Below are 15148 nucleotides of genomic sequence, written 5' to 3' on the forward strand. Positions count from 1 at the left end.
TTGTTTTATTACCATATTTTTTTATTAAATAGTAAATCATTTCGTATTAATTCTAATTCAGCTTTTACTAACGCTCTTCCTCCTAACATCTCAGCAGATTCTAATCTTTGAGCAACATTTTCAAAATATTCTTTGGTATGAATTATTCTATGATAAGCCCCTGGTTGTTTACTATTTGGATCCATATGTTTTAAATAAATTCCATTATGAGCACTATTGATATCAATATCTACTCTTTTTAGTACATCTCTTGCCCTCTGAGCTGCTTGGTTTGAATGATCCCCCGCTACAATATGATGAGCTGCTGAACCTTTATACTTATGCCAAGCACGTTTCATGTACCCTTCATTCTTTCTTAACTCTCGATTAGCTTTGTTCATATTTTTCTTTAACTCTTTAGTACAAGAAAGACCAAAAATATCTATTGAGTTATTTGTATCTTGTACATAGCCATATAAGACCAAACCTCCATTAAGCCCAATTGGATCCTTTTGCGTATACATACCCTCAATTGGTGAATAATTTCTAAATCTGTTGTAGTAAAGGCCAGTTTCTTCATCCTCGTATTGCCCTTGATATCGGAATGGTATAAAATCCTTGTCACTGTTAAACGCTTTTGACTGGCCATAAATATCTAACTCATTGGACCAAACCTTATTACCATCATTTTCGTAGGCTTCAGAAGGTGTACCTAGATAATCACTAATAAGCTTCTTCAACTAATCAATCGATCTAATAAATTCCTTAAATTGATTTATTATTTACACCACACTCATCAATTTAAAGTCTCTCCATACAAATCTCACATAACTAATTCTTTTTTAGCGTGGGCCTTTTATTCATATACCTTACCTACATATAGCATAATATACAATAGTTTCAAGTCTATATTTTTGGGTGTATCTAAACCAGAATTTTCATAAAATCCTTCCATATCTTCCATCCATCCCTCAATGGCTTGAAGAAATAAATCTATAGATTTATTCTCCCATTCATCTATATTTTTTTGATAATCCGTTGATAATAAATTTACAAATTCTAAGAATTGTTGCTTGTTTGATACGTTTTCAATTTTGTTGTACCAATCCATATTATTCACACCTCTCTATTTCAACTATTGACTCTATTTTTCCTACAAATCACCTGTCTAGATCCACCTCTTTAAAACAATTGATGTCCCACCATTTTTTGTTGATATTTTAAACCATTGATTCTTCACTTGCCCAGTTTACTGGAATTTCATCAATACCTGCTAGTATTCATCAGTATCCTTTCAAACATTAACATAGTAAAACAGTTGTATTTACCTTAACTGAGAAGATATTTTCTTATCCATAGCCTAAGAGTTACAAGGAAGCTCCTAGCATAGAAAAGAGTTTTCGAAATATTAAAAGAGATGACTTCGGCAACATGCAGAAGTCATCTAATTAATACAGCATTCTTTTTTTACTAAACTGCTAAATTATGGGGCACAGTTGACAAAATTTAATTTTTTTACTACAAAAAATTAAAAACGCATCATTTTAAATAGTAAATAAAAGCTATCTAATGAAAACATCCCTTTATATTTAAATTTCATTTTTTCGAATTTGGAAGAAGCTAAAACCAAATCTCTGGAAGCGATAACACATCTTCAATAGTAATTAGTTTAATTTTTTTCGGAACAAAAATAATAATTTGTAATATCCTGTTTTGTATATTTTCGTTATACGTTTTTTACTATTCTGTATGACCAACTTTTTCATAACGTAATCCTTTGATTTGATTATTATTCATTAGATTAATAAAGAAATCTGTAACAAAATAGCTTGATGACATTTTGCTATCTCTAAATATGGACTCGTTTTTTACAGTTTGAAGATCAAAAACGTACCTATTATTTCTTACCATTTCCATTATTTCGTCTGAAGACATTTTATCCACATTTTTAATAGATTTAATTTTATTCGTTACATTTATATAATAATATGGACCTCTATCCGTATTAACTGGCAAAATTTCAACTTTTTCACTATAATTAGCTTCCAAAATCTCTTTCAGATTATTATTCACGATTAAAATACCATCAAAATAGCATGAAGCATCAAAATCTTCAAATCGTTTATCCTTTTTCTTTCCTTTTTCTTTGAAAATTTCAAACTCTAAAGGTATCCAATTGTCTCCTAATTTTTGACCTTCAAAGTTTAAATAGTTAGATGAACTTCCTTGTTTAAATACAAAAAATTTAAAAACATCATAGTCACTTTTAATTTCATATATATCCAAAATTAATACACCTTCTTGTCAAATAATAATTCATTCCTAATTAACTCTAATTCTTTTTCTACAGCTGATTTCCCTCCAACTTTACTTGCATTGATTATTTGTTTGTTTACATCCTCATAATATTTATTTGTATGAATCACCCTATGATACGCTCCTGGTTGTTTACTATTAGGGTATATGTGTTTCAAATAAATACCATTATCAGCTGAATTTACATCGATTTTATAATGAGCTAATATATCCCTCGCAGGCTGAGCCCTTAAATCATCGCCAGCAACAATATGATGGGCAGCCGACCCTTTCTCCTTATGCCAAGCCCTTTTGATATATCCTTCTGTTTTGGCCAGTTCTTTGTTAGCTTTATTCATATTTTTCTTAAGCTCTTTTGTATAAGAAAGCCCAAATATATCAATCCAAATATTCGTATCACTGACATGCCCATAAAGCGTAGGATTTCCTCCTGCAAGACCTATCGGATCAATCTGAGTATAATTCCCTTGCTCTGGGTCGTAGTATCGGAATCGGTTATAATACAATCCTATTTCCACATCTTCATACTGCCCTTGATAACACTCTTTCACTCGTCCATAAATATCAAGCTGAGCATACCAAACCCTATTACCCTCTTCGTCAAAAGCTTCTACCCTTCACTCGTAATCTTTGTAGAAGGGACAAACCTTTCATTAAATACTCATGTAACTAGATTGTTCTGTAATTCATGCTTGTTTTGTGACTCAACTAAGTTTTCTCGTTCAACTGTATCATTCTGCGTGAAACACTCATCGAGAATCTTATTCCATATTTCTTGAAATCACTGTAATTTGAAAAGGGGCAAAAATCCCTTTAGTGTGATTTATTGCCCCTCAGAATTGATACTTAGGTATCTCTCCTATACTATTTTAATCTATCTTTGCCACATTAAAGTTATATCTTTCATCTTCCCGTGGATCATTAAAACCTTCAAATTCGTTTACTTTTTTTAGAGAAAACAAAAAACCAAAGTTTGAATTTGGATAATCTAATTTCTTCTTACGCGCAAATCCTTTTATAGATACCGAATATTTACCAGAAGAAACACTGTATCTAAATCCGGAATATAGTGTTTTACCATCTAAAGTTTCATAAGATACTTCATCATTTCCTAAAAATTCATTTTTATCAAATTCATAAAATGAACCAATATCTGCAATCCACAATGAATCTTTAACTTCAATATTAAAGTCATGATAAACGAATTTTTCTTCCCATTCATCGTCAAATGACTGATTACAATTTTCAAGTTTGATTATATACTCTATGGAATTTATAGGCAAAAAAGGTATCCAAATACCATTTTTAAGTGAAGCTAAATAACGATTATGATTATCCTGAAAATTTTTTAAAATTTTTTTTGTCCTAACTTTTTCTTTCTTTAAAAAGTCTTGCAGGACGTCTATTGAAAATAAACAAATTCCGTAACTCCCAGTATCTAAAATTCTATCCATTATAACATCTCCTTTTTTTCTATTTACAAGGGATTTTTCCATTAGAATGTAATTCTTTTAATTTCTCTAAAGCTTCTGCAGGAGTTAAATCTTTGAATAACTTTTCTTTTGTGTATGGGATTTTTAAAAAACCTTTAACGTCAATGTCTTTGTAAGCTTTAGCAGCTTTTTCAAAAAATTCATCTGTTGTACCAGTAAATTTTGAACCATGATAAGGTATTCCATCTTCTATAAGCTTTCTATGCAATTTTTTGTGAAGTTCTGCCGTTCCCGCTCCTTCATCTGGATACCAAGAAATTGAATGAATTTGACTTAACTCTGAAATGTCTAAAGCCTTTGCTATTGATCTCGGCATCAAATGATGTCCCATACCAGTATCCAATAAATCTGAATATAAACCAAATTTATCAATATTGTTATTTGTATCCCGGACATATCCATATAAGGTAGGATTCCCACCCGCAAGTCCAATCGGGTCAATTTGAGTATAATTCCCTTGTTCTGGGTCGTAGTATCGGAATCGGTTATAATACAATCCTGTTTCTACATCTTCATACTGCCCTTGATAACGGAATGGAATAAAGTCTTTCTCACCAGTGAACTCTTTCACTCGTCCATAAATATCAAGCTGAGCAGACCAAACCCTATTACCCTCTTCGTCATATGCCTCAACAGGTGTTCCAAGATAATCACTAATAATACTGTAATGACCTTCACTCGTAATCTTTGCAGAAGGGACGAAGCTATCATTGAACACCCATGTAACAAGATTATCTGCAATAGCAGTATCGGTTTGTGAAGTATTTAGATTATCTAAAGTATCTGCAGCATTCTGCGTGGAATACTTATGTAGAATCGTATTGCCATGCATACAAAATGAGTTGCCTTATCCTTTATTAATACAATTATAAAAAAATTGTTTTTTACTTTTTGTATGTTACAAGTATTATTTTGTTATTTTACCAAAAAGCCAGATATAAGTTTTCAAATAACACAAAAACATATGTAAAGTAAAATCTAATTCATTTACTTTACATATGTCTCGTTTAAATCAGTAATAGTATTTTTCTTAATTTAATATTACTCTTATTTATTAAACTTTTTAATATTTCCGTTCTTCCTCTTCCTCATCTAGTAAGTAATTAAAAAAGTCAGAAAAGTCCTCCCATACATCTGGTTTAGAAATAAAATCCTGCATTTCTAATTTAGTTACTTCTACAGAATCAAGCCACATAATTGATGGTTTTTTTTCAGTATCCATAACAATAATACTTTCAGCTTCTTCAGCAATTACAATAAATCTGTTCGGCAAACCAACTGCTTCTCGGATTCTTATAGTTTCGCTTATAAAATTAGTTGGCTCAGAAAATAGAAAAGAATGGATATCTATCCCACCAACAATACCTCCACTGTAAAAGCCAGATATTTCACGGAAATCACTAGGTAGCTTTATTTGAAGTTCATTTTCAATTTTATCTAAATCCTCTTTAGAAACTCCATCAATATCATATAAAGCTTTATATTTATTTCGTAATTCATTCATATCTTTCATATTTTATTTACCTCCAAAATTCTATTTTTTACATCGTGTTTTAAAATATTCTCTAGTATCAACATTAAATTGAGGTCTATTTATTGGATAAATAGGATGTGGCTTGTTTCTTCCAAATTGGCTATGCAATATATCCTGCCCATATTTTCCTACTCCATGATATCGAGTACTTGCCTCTACTAATGCTCCCCTCGAATCTTGACCTAAGTGATGTAAAGTTACAAAGCTACCATCAGCAAGTTGAGGTGCTAATCCATATTTATTCGCCGCATCTCTATTTGTCATTCCTCTCCCCTTTGCACTACCAAGTGTTCTTACTTTATCCCAGTCGATATCATCCCTTTGATATACATCATATGTTTGTTTAGTACCCTTTGGTCGAGTAGCAGTCCAACTAATTTTTTTCCAATTTATCAACCCAAATGGATCAATATCCATAAGCGGATCTCTAACATACCCATACAACGTTGGGTTATTCCCTGCAAGCCCAATCGGGTCTGGCTGAGTATACATCCCCACATCTGAGTCGTAGTATCGGAATCGGTTATAATACAATCCTGTTTCTACATCTTCATACTGCCCTTGATAACGGAATGGAATAAAGTCTTTCTCACCAGTGAACTCTTTCACTCGTCCATAAACATCAAGTTCAGCTGTCCAAACCCTATTCCCTTTTTCATCATAGGCTTCAACAGGCGTTCCAAGATAATCACTAATAATGCTATAATGACCTTCACTCGTAATCTTTGCAGAAGGGACGAAGCCGTCATTGAACACCCATGTAACAAGATCATCTGCTATATCGGTATCAGTCTGTGAAGAATTCAGATTGTCTAAAGTATCTGCAACATTCTGTGTGGAGTACTCATGCAGAATCGTATTGCCATCCCATACAAAATGCGTTGCCTTATCCTCAGAACGCTTCTCTATTCGCCTACCTAATGAATCATACTTGAAAGTAACTTCCGTATGATCTGGCTTAATGACCTTCGACAACATGCCATTGCCATAGTACTCATACTTCCACGTATCACCATTCTTTTCGACTTTCTCTACGAGATTTCCTTCTTCATCATAAGAGAATTGGGCATCTTGTGATTCTAGTAATCTACTGCCAGCACCATAAACACGATCTTTTTTGTCTTTTGTTTCATATAGATTGCCGACATCATCGACGCTACGGTATAAGAAATCAAATTTACTGTCTTGATTGGCCCAGACGAGGTTACTGAATTCGTCGTAACCATACGTTACTTTTACACCAGTTAGCTCATTGACCATGCTGCGTAATTGGTGATTCACATCCCAATTATACACACGTCTTCGCGTATTTCGGCTTTGACTACTTACGCGATGGTGTGTTGGTCTACCTGTGATGTCATATTGCCATTTACTGATGACATCCCCTGGCAGGATTCGCTCAATCTCTTGCCCGAGTTCATTGTATTGCATCGAGGCTGTCCACTGGGCTTGCTCGGAGCGAGAGGCAGTCATTTGTAAGATATTGCCCAGCTCATTACGCATGACATCGATTTTGTCACCGAGGCTGCTTGTTATTTGGGAGCGATTGCCTAACTCGTCATAGCTACTGGCAATCCACTGGTCATTTTGCCACTCCTTGATGACTTGGCCGGATGGGTCTCGTTCTAGTTTGACGGTTACATGGTCGTTTTCCGTTTCTTTTAGCGAGCCGTTTTTGTCATAGGCAAACGTTTCCCATGTGCCATCATAGTAGTCTGATCGTATGACATTCCCTAGATCATCATGCTGATACGCTGTCCAACGATTTCCTGGACGTTGGATGCGCTGAACCAATCCTGCTGGACTTCGCTCATACGTTTTTTCCATATCATCAAAGCCGATTTCCTTGATGATATGGCCTTTCGTATCACGTTCAAACGTATATGCTTCGCCTCTTTCATTGATCACAGCGGTTAATTGCTCCTCTGTATCATAAGTGAATTGTACTTTCTTACCACCTTGTTTTCGAGACGTTAGGCTACCAAGAATCGTGTAATCAAAGGCAACTTGCGTATGGTTATCTTTCGCAAAAATAATATCGTCATAGGCATTGTACTGTAATTGCACATCGTTACCATCTGAAAGATTTGCGCGAACAAGGCGATTCAAGTGATCGTAACGGAACTTCTCTGTCGCCCCTAATGGATTGGTTGTACTAATGCAGTTACCTCGGCGGTCATATGTCCAAGTGGAGCTTGTCCCGTCTGGTAATGTCACTTGGCTCAAGTTCAAATCTGCATCATACGCTAAGCTTACCATATGACCTTGCGCATTTGTCACTGTGTCAATTAAACGATGCTCATTATAGGAAAATTCAGTCTTTGTACCGTCTTCTAACATAATTGCCTGCAATGTACCGTCTTCATTATAGATCCACTGACGACTTTCGCCCTCTGCGTTAACTGCTTGAATGAGCCTATCCTTAGTATCATACTGTGAGGATAATGTACTGCCATCTGCAAGAGTGATGGTTACCGGATTTGCCCATTCATCATAGCTGAATGTTGTTGTGCGGCCATCTTCATCTACTTCTTGGAGTAATTCAAAGTCCTCATTATATTGATAGCTGACTTCACTGCCATCTGGATAGACAATTTTCGTACACAAGTTATCTTCATTAAAATAGTAATAGCTTGTATGTCCTAAACTATTAGTGATTTCATTATAGCCGTCGAAATAGGCAAGCTCACCTGCTAGAACATTGCCATCTCCCCATGTTCTGATTACTCGTGCCCCTGTTGTTGGGCCATCGTAGCGCCAGAAGAAGCTATTTTTATTGCGGTCGATTTTTTGCATCATTAAGTGATTCACATAGGTTATATGCGTGCTCTGACCTAATGCATCCTGAATTTCGATTAGATCCTGAACATCATTATAAACATAGCGCACCAATACTTCACGATTGTTCTGATTACGTAAGGCAACTTCTGTCATTCTTCCTGCCTCATTGGTCGTAACATCTAGAATTCTGCCAACGCTATCTGTTACTTGAGATAGGAAACCTTTATTGTTATAGGCGAATTGAAGATGGTGCTCTTGCTCATTTTTTACTTCTTTTAATCGGTATGTTGAGGTTGTTACTTGTTCGAATGCATAAATTAATCGTGTATCATGCTCAAACAAATGATACTCTTCCCCTGTATTCATCAGGGTCATTCTTTCTTTTTTATTAAAATATGGCAAATTTATTGGTAAAATTGGAAACCCAACTGCACGACCATCTGTTACTACAATCCCAATCAGGTCTTCTTCCTCAAATATCTCTAAGGCAAGATCGTAGATAAAGTGCATACCATGACCTGACAAGCCAACCCTGCTACTATCACTGTACCAAGCTCGTTCCCATGAAAGAGGGATTGGTCCAGGTAGCTCAAAGTCTACACCTTCATATATCATTCGTCCTGTAATTAAATCAACAGGTTCAAAGCCTTTTTTACAGAATTTATCACTTAACCCTTTTGTACAATTAAATTTCTTTAATACCCCATGGTTAAATTTCGTTAGCTCTGTTTTGGCCATTGCTTTCATACCGTCTACTGCCTTCGAAACAGCTAGCACTTCGTCCATGGAGGCGATGACTTTATCTGCTGCTGTCTTGACGCTCTTTGAGCCCTTGTTGGCTACCGCTGATACGGTATCTAGCGTCTTGGATACTTTTGTGTAAGCTGCTTTCATCCCTTTAACTGCTTTTGAAGCATCAACTGCCTTATCCGCAGCCTTTGCCGTTTTACTCGCTGCCTCTGCCACTTTTGCTGCTTTCTTGGCCTTGTATGCTGTTTTTGCTGCATCACCAACTATTGGAACCGCCCCCACTAAGTTCATGGCTGCGCCCATATAGTCTCCCCGAGCTAAACTAATACCTGCATTCGCAATATCTGCAATTGTCCCTATACCAGGAATGAATCCAGCTACATCCAGTGCCAAACTTACACCATCTAATAAACTACTAAAAAAGCCTTTTTTCTCTTTTTTCACCTCTGCCTTTTGGGGGAAAATGACGTCAACTTTCGACGTAGCTTCGATTGCTTCTTCATTTAACTTCGGAGGTTGGCTTTTCTTCTCTGTACCTTCCTGATCAATAAGTGTACTAATTAACTGTGTGTCAGCAGCAAGGATTACATGACTTTGCTCCTTTGCTGAAATGGCAATCCACTCTTCCGCCTCTACAGATAGCTCTTTCATACCGCTAATGTCAAGTGTTTCGTCCGCTGCAAGCATGATGGTACTGTTACTAAGAAATGTTACACCTTCTCCATCATCCATCTTTAAGTCCAATACCCCATCTACTGCACTAAAGGTAATATCCCCAACACCTAATGTCACATCTTTCCCAGCATTGGTCGCTAATGATTTAACGGTCGTGTCCGCCATTTTCTTCGTCTGCTTTTGACCACCCTCAGGTGTGACTGGGTCAACCCGGACAGAGCTAATAACGATAGCCTCTTCTTCCACTGCACTCGGAAAATGTAATTGGGCACGTGCTCCTATTTGAGGCATTAAATACATAACCCCATTCGCATCGGCAGAATAAGCAAACCAATGGGCCTTTGCTTTATCTTGTTTTTTATCAATATCCAAATGAATTTTCACCGTGTTCTGTGTGACATCGATGATCTTTCCTGTAAAAGCTGCCCCAATAAGATCTAAATTGCGTACCAATCGCTGGCGAATACTTTTCTCTGGTTGGGCAGTATAGTGAAACGTTAAGACACCACCCTCAAGACAGACTTCCCGAGCCGTAATAACATAGGATCTTCCTTTTAATTGGACTGTAGTGCCTAGCTCATAGGCCTCTGTGCTTTCAAACTCACAAAAAGTATAATCGATTTCGCTTACATCAGTGCCATCGTTTTCAGTAATCATCCGATACGTATCGATATCCATTCGTATTGTGGAAGGTAAATGGTCGATTGATATGCTTTTCCTACTTTGCGGTGTACCCAACCAAAATCGCGGCCCTTTTCCTTTTAAATCTGGGAAAACAACCGCATTTAGATTTGAGGCCATTCTTTTAATAAATGCCCAATCTGTTTCTAAGTATTGAATGGAAATATGACCAATGGCTTGGCTATTAGAAGCATGGTCGATGTAATCACCCTGAGGGTAGGCTCCCACAATATGATTCATTAACTCTACATACGTCATAGTCGCATCTTGGAAAGACCGGGAACGTTTCTCAATATCCATGTTTGCTGTAAACGATACCGCTTCAACTAAGACATAATGCACACCTTGAACAGCCTGTAACTCTGCATTTTCGATTCGTCCTGAAAACAAAATACCTTGCTCTCGTCCAAATTTCACAACCACTTCATCAGTATGACTGACCCTTTGAATATACTTTTGTGCTTGCTCTTCAGCAATCATTCCTGTAAAGTACAATCTCGCATGGTCATTGCCTTTATGTTTAATGGTTAGTTTATCTAAATGAATAAGAGGATAAGGCCATTCAAGCACAAGATCCTCATACGTACTAATCATGTGGACTTCTTTTTTTTCTAGCGTTGTCATTGCTTACCTCCTTTCAAGCAATTTATTTTTTAAAAACCTTGTTTTGGTATTTCCAAATCCTCTTGTCCATCATGAACTATATCGATTTTGCCTCCGCCTGCAGAGCATTGCGTATGACAACGGTTTAATAGCGCTTGCTTCCCCTCGATATTGACATTTTCCATCCCTTCCATCCAGTCGATGGAACATGCTGGCGTACACGGCTTTTTTAATTTCAAGCAAACACCAAAGGTTGGGATATTTTCAGGGTTTCGATCGCCTACATTCATAACGGCTTTGCCTTTTATATAAACGCCATGATCCTGTGGTAAATTTAAATAATTCAGATGGCTACCATGCTCACAGGAAATGATTGCTCCATGTACCACATAACTAAATTGCTCTTGTCCCGAACCCTCTGTCTCCAAATTTTCTACAACTTGAGCCATTTGCTATCCTTCCCTTCAGATTATTTGTGATCATTTTCGCGTTTACACTGTAGCTACAGTGTTTCATAATTTATCGTTTCTCTAGCTTTACTCGCTGTAGCTGAATTCCAAGAAATGATCGCCTTAAGAGACTTTCTGCTACATCCAAATTAACGATGGTAAAAGATTCCCTTTTGCCATCAACCTGAAAAATACAATCCAATTCCACACTTTTGGGGTTAATCACAAGCTCCTTTATGCGTCCGTCTGGATAATACGTCGTTTCATGTGAAATACAATGCTTTTTCACAATGTCCAAAAGCCAATAGATGCGCTGTGTTCCTTTCATAACATCCGTAAAAACAATGGCCGTAAATGCTAAGTTATCCTCGTATTTTACTAATAACTTTTTTAATTGTTCAGACACGATTCTCCGAGGCTTTTCTAAATAATCCAAATAGAGTGCATTCTCTTTTTCTATCACTTCTCCAAAAACAGACGAACAGACAAAATCATCATCGAGGTCTGTCTTCATAGGAATAATTGGATTAGTAATACTTTGATCTTGCCGAAGAATAAAATACTCCATCTTTTCCTCCTGTAACCACCATTGCTTCCCTTCATCACTTTTGTACAAAGTTAATGAATCCAATGAATGTCTTTTATCTGTTCTGGGCTGAATAGATACTTTTCTTGATCGCGTTTAAAGAAGGTTGCACCTTTTAGATTGGCACCTGTAAAATTGGTACCTGCCATCTGCGCAAACTCAAATCTTGCATTTTCTAAATTCGCATTACTGAAATCTGTGCCAAGATAGCTCGCAACTTCATAATTGGAAAGCCTTAGCGTTTTTCCCTGCGCATGAGTAAAATTCGCGCCTGCTAAATTAGCCTGTCGAAAATCAGCATCTTGAATGGCTGCATATGAAAAATCAGCATTGGCTAATCTACACTGTTGAAAACTAGTACCAATGCATACACTGTGTTTCCATGAGGAGCCTTCTAAATTACTCTCTTTGAAATTCGCATAGGAGAAGTCCAGCTGATTGAAATCTTTCTGCTGTAAGGGAAGGTTCGAGAAGTTTTCAAACGTATACGATTGGTCGGTCTCTTTGTTCTCTAACCATAAAAGAAGGTTCTTCTCCTCACGTTCCCGTTCGTCGATGATTGCAACATCTTCACTGAACCCTTTATATTCACCGACACGAAAACGTAAGCACGCTGTTCGTTGAAAATTGATTTTTGGTACGCATTCTTTTTGATAGCGAAAGAGATAGCGTATCAATTGAATGATAAAGTGATGAAATAGGATAACTGTCTGCTGAATAATGACCCGAACGTCCGCTGCTTGAATGCTGAGATAGGGTTTTCTTTCTTTTTCAAGTATTGTTTGTAACTCTGTAATTGCCTCACTCAGCCAATCCGCTTCATACTGTGCCGTGCATTCTGTCCATTCGTAATACCAAGCTTCTCCATAGGCTTCTAGCAAATACGTAAACTTGTTTTCTAGCAAAGACGTTCTTAGCAATGAAAAATGAATAAAAGCAACAGATGCTAATCTTCCCTGCCTTTGCTGCTCTCTAATATTCGCAAACAACTGTTCAAGGGAGTGAATGATTGGCTGTAGCAAAAGTTCCTTGTTTTGGCGAAACCGTCGAACAACTTTCTCTTGCAATCGGCTGACATGAACTGACACGCATTCATCCATAAAATGCTGTAATGCTTCTTCTCGTTTCATGCATCCACTTCCTCACTAATTTGCTCGTACTTCCGTTCCCTTAATTTCCATTTTGTCTTCCATCTTGATGGAATTATCTTTACACGTCATCTCAATTTTCTCATTTGCATTAATCATAATTTGCTTCGCATTGATGACGACTTTATCTGTTGCTTTTAAGTTAATATTTTTATCACTTATGATTGAAATACCATTATCATCCATAAGTGAAATCATTAATCCCCCACCAGAAATGACAATCCGATCAGGAGCTAGTAGAATTTGTTTCCCATGCTTCGTTCTCAGTGTTTTCACATCTGGGTCAGCCATTCGCATCGGGTCTTGGCGACTATCTTCTGGCGCTGTAGCACCTGATTGCCCACCACCATCTTGACTAGTAGGATTCGTTGCTGCTAACATTGCTCCAGATTGGGGAGGTGCTTTTGATACGGAGCTAATGGCAATCCCTTCATCCTCACGATTGCTTGGGAAATAAATTCTAACGTTGTCAGATAGCTCAGGCATAAAATACCATCCTGTATTATCTTCCGATGCATAGATTGTTGAATATGGAAACCAATAGGCCGTGTCCTTTTCTTGCCCCTCATCAAAATTGACATGAATACGAATTTTGTCCCCAGCCACATCAATTACTTTTCCTTGAATAGAGGCACCAATAATAGCTTGATTGTAAGTCGTGTGAACACTAAAGCCATTTTGTGGTGTTAACGTATAGATATGCTTTAATAAACCATTTTTTAGCTTTGAGACAATTTTATAAACATACAATTTCATTGATTGGAAAGTAACTTCATTACCTATTTTGAATGATTGAGTCGACTCCACCTCATAGTACATGTAGTCACTATCCGTAATGCTATCGAGATGATTTTTACTAGAGATTAGGAAGTTGCCGATTGCTTTTTTAACTCGGTAATTAAGGGCATCCATTTTTGGTGTGTTACCCGGTTGAAACGGTACACCGAAGTAGAACTTTGCCGCCCCATGAATGGTATCTGGCACCAAGCCTGTATGAAATCTCGATGCCATTCGCTTAAGAAATTCCCAATCGGTCTCTAAATATTGCATCGTGAAGCTACCAAGACTAGCCCCCTTTGTGACATGGTCCATAAAATCCGCGCCTGGTTGATCGGCAATACATACATTGATTAATTCACTATAGGGCATGCTTGCATTTTGATATGTTTGATTTTTCTTCTTCACATCTAACTTATACGTATGTGAAACGGCTTTAACCTCCAAATAATACGTACCCATAACCATTTTCACTTGGACATCTAACGCAAGCCCATTAAATATAGGTGTGGATTGTCCATTGCTACCAATTTGTAATACTTCAATGGCTGTTTCTGCATCTGTCATATAGACGTAGGAATCTTCAAGTTCATCTGGAATCACGCCTGTTAAACGCAATGTTGCATGCTCGTTCATTTGTTGTGTAATTTCGATTTCACTAACGCGGATATTATAGGGCATCACAACCATATCTTTATACGTTAAAGCTGTTTCCTTATTTACTCGCTCCATCAAACAACACCTTCTCCATCTAATGATTTGTTTTCGATTGAGATTGATTCCATCATGCCGTATGCAATGGGTTGCCAAATAGGTATTTCTGATTTCAAGCAATTGACCGAGCCTGTTGCTACATTATCGCCTACCATAAACAAAAACATTAAATTGTAAATTTTAGAATCTAGAGCCTTCGTAATGAAATCAAAATAGCCGATTTGACGACCATCCACTTCTTTTATGCCAATATCTAACATATCAGCATCTGGCTGTAATTTTCGAAGGATATTCATCATCGTATGTGTGAAATCTTCTAATTCCTCTTCTTGAATCTGTTGCTCCATCATTTTCATCGTGATGTTAATAGATGTACTTTCACTTGTGTAGATATAATCGGGTCTACGGCTTGATGGATATTTAATATCCATTAATTCAGGTTCCATCTCTTCAAAAGCTGTAGGGATAAACATCCGAATTTGGTCCTCATAAAAACTACTCTCTGCAAATTCAATCATTTCATCTTCAATCGTTAGCTGGCCTTCTTTAATGGCTTGAACGATGTCAGTATGTAACAATTGGTTTTCAATGTTCTCCAGTCGTTTCTTCTGCCTTGCATGCTTCGTCATCTCAATGACTTCTTCATCCATGAAATTCATTTT

The 15148-nt window shown here is 36.9% G+C and carries 13 protein-coding genes; all 13 read right to left on the reverse strand.

What is annotated here, in order from left to right; all coding sequences use genetic code 11:
* Window positions 1–8: 8 nt before the first annotated feature.
* The gene (locus tag L6W14_RS23145) at window positions 9–719 is read right to left on the reverse strand and encodes an RHS repeat-associated core domain-containing protein (RefSeq protein ID WP_131520644.1); all 711 of its coding nucleotides are present in this window, start codon (window positions 717–719) and stop codon (window positions 9–11) included.
* A 116-nt stretch (window positions 720–835) separates the two neighbouring features.
* On the reverse strand, window positions 836–1090 hold the full coding sequence (locus L6W14_RS14215) for a DUF7660 family protein (protein ID WP_131520643.1): 255 nt from the start codon (window positions 1088–1090) through the stop codon (window positions 836–838).
* 629 nt (window positions 1091–1719) lie between these two features.
* On the reverse strand, window positions 1720–2265 hold the full coding sequence (locus L6W14_RS14220; protein ID WP_131520642.1) for an imm11 family protein: 546 nt from the start codon (window positions 2263–2265) through the stop codon (window positions 1720–1722).
* 2 nt (window positions 2266–2267) lie between these two features.
* Window positions 2268–2846, reverse strand: a complete 579-nt coding sequence (locus L6W14_RS23150) for an AHH domain-containing protein (RefSeq protein WP_305799915.1) — start codon at window positions 2844–2846, stop codon at window positions 2268–2270.
* Window positions 2847–3164: 318 nt separating this feature from the next.
* The gene (locus L6W14_RS14235) at window positions 3165–3749 is read right to left on the reverse strand and encodes a hypothetical protein (RefSeq protein WP_227744912.1); all 585 of its coding nucleotides are present in this window, start codon (window positions 3747–3749) and stop codon (window positions 3165–3167) included.
* Between the two features lie 19 nt (window positions 3750–3768).
* Window positions 3769–4620, reverse strand: coding sequence for an RHS repeat domain-containing protein (locus tag L6W14_RS23065; protein ID WP_305799916.1), 852 nt, complete (start codon window positions 4618–4620; stop codon window positions 3769–3771).
* A gap of 231 nt (window positions 4621–4851) precedes the next feature.
* Window positions 4852–5301 (reverse strand): SMI1/KNR4 family protein, encoded by a 450-nt coding sequence (locus L6W14_RS14250; protein ID WP_036074795.1) that lies wholly within the window; start codon window positions 5299–5301, stop codon window positions 4852–4854.
* 21 nt (window positions 5302–5322) lie between these two features.
* Entirely contained in the window at window positions 5323–10833 is a 5511-nt protein-coding gene (locus L6W14_RS14255) for an RHS repeat-associated core domain-containing protein (protein ID WP_237898243.1), read from the reverse strand.
* Between the two features lie 29 nt (window positions 10834–10862).
* Window positions 10863–11261, reverse strand: a complete 399-nt coding sequence (locus L6W14_RS14260) for a DUF4280 domain-containing protein (RefSeq protein ID WP_036075055.1) — start codon at window positions 11259–11261, stop codon at window positions 10863–10865.
* A 70-nt stretch (window positions 11262–11331) separates the two neighbouring features.
* Window positions 11332–11829 (reverse strand): hypothetical protein, encoded by a 498-nt coding sequence (locus tag L6W14_RS14265; protein WP_036075054.1) that lies wholly within the window; start codon window positions 11827–11829, stop codon window positions 11332–11334.
* A gap of 50 nt (window positions 11830–11879) precedes the next feature.
* The gene (locus L6W14_RS14270) at window positions 11880–12977 is read right to left on the reverse strand and encodes a pentapeptide repeat-containing protein (protein ID WP_237898244.1); all 1098 of its coding nucleotides are present in this window, start codon (window positions 12975–12977) and stop codon (window positions 11880–11882) included.
* Between the two features lie 15 nt (window positions 12978–12992).
* Entirely contained in the window at window positions 12993–14504 is a 1512-nt protein-coding gene (locus L6W14_RS14275) for a phage baseplate assembly protein V (protein WP_036075052.1), read from the reverse strand.
* On the reverse strand, window positions 14504–15145 hold the full coding sequence (locus tag L6W14_RS14280; protein ID WP_131520635.1) for a hypothetical protein: 642 nt from the start codon (window positions 15143–15145) through the stop codon (window positions 14504–14506). The genes L6W14_RS14275 and L6W14_RS14280 overlap by 1 nt, the downstream gene beginning before the upstream one ends.
* Window positions 15146–15148: the final 3 nt, after the last annotated feature.

This window comes from Lysinibacillus sp. ACHW1.5 (assembly GCF_022014815.1).
In the GTDB taxonomy this organism is placed as follows: Bacteria; Bacillota; Bacilli; order Bacillales_A; family Planococcaceae; genus Lysinibacillus; species Lysinibacillus capsici.

What these genes read in the sequence shown, in the direction of transcription:
- L6W14_RS14215 (WP_131520643.1), bottom strand. Translation starts at nt 1,090, where the DNA reads ATGGATTGGTACAACAAAATTGAAAACGTATCAAACAAGCAACAATTC.
- L6W14_RS14235 (WP_227744912.1), bottom strand. Translation starts at nt 3,749, where the DNA reads ATGGATAGAATTTTAGATACTGGGAGTTACGGAATTTGTTTATTTTCA.
- L6W14_RS23065 (WP_305799916.1), bottom strand. Translation starts at nt 4,620, where the DNA reads ATGCATGGCAATACGATTCTACATAAGTATTCCACGCAGAATGCTGCA.
- L6W14_RS14250 (WP_036074795.1), bottom strand. Translation starts at nt 5,301, where the DNA reads ATGAAAGATATGAATGAATTACGAAATAAATATAAAGCTTTATATGAT.
- L6W14_RS14255 (WP_237898243.1), bottom strand. Translation starts at nt 10,833, where the DNA reads ATGACAACGCTAGAAAAAAAAGAAGTCCACATGATTAGTACGTATGAG.
- L6W14_RS14260 (WP_036075055.1), bottom strand. Translation starts at nt 11,261, where the DNA reads ATGGCTCAAGTTGTAGAAAATTTGGAGACAGAGGGTTCGGGACAAGAG.
- L6W14_RS14265 (WP_036075054.1), bottom strand. Translation starts at nt 11,829, where the DNA reads ATGGAGTATTTTATTCTTCGGCAAGATCAAAGTATTACTAATCCAATT.
- L6W14_RS14270 (WP_237898244.1), bottom strand. Translation starts at nt 12,977, where the DNA reads ATGAAACGAGAAGAAGCATTACAGCATTTTATGGATGAATGCGTGTCA.
- L6W14_RS14275 (WP_036075052.1), bottom strand. Translation starts at nt 14,504, where the DNA reads ATGGAGCGAGTAAATAAGGAAACAGCTTTAACGTATAAAGATATGGTT.
- L6W14_RS14280 (WP_131520635.1), bottom strand. Translation starts at nt 15,145, where the DNA reads ATGAATTTCATGGATGAAGAAGTCATTGAGATGACGAAGCATGCAAGG.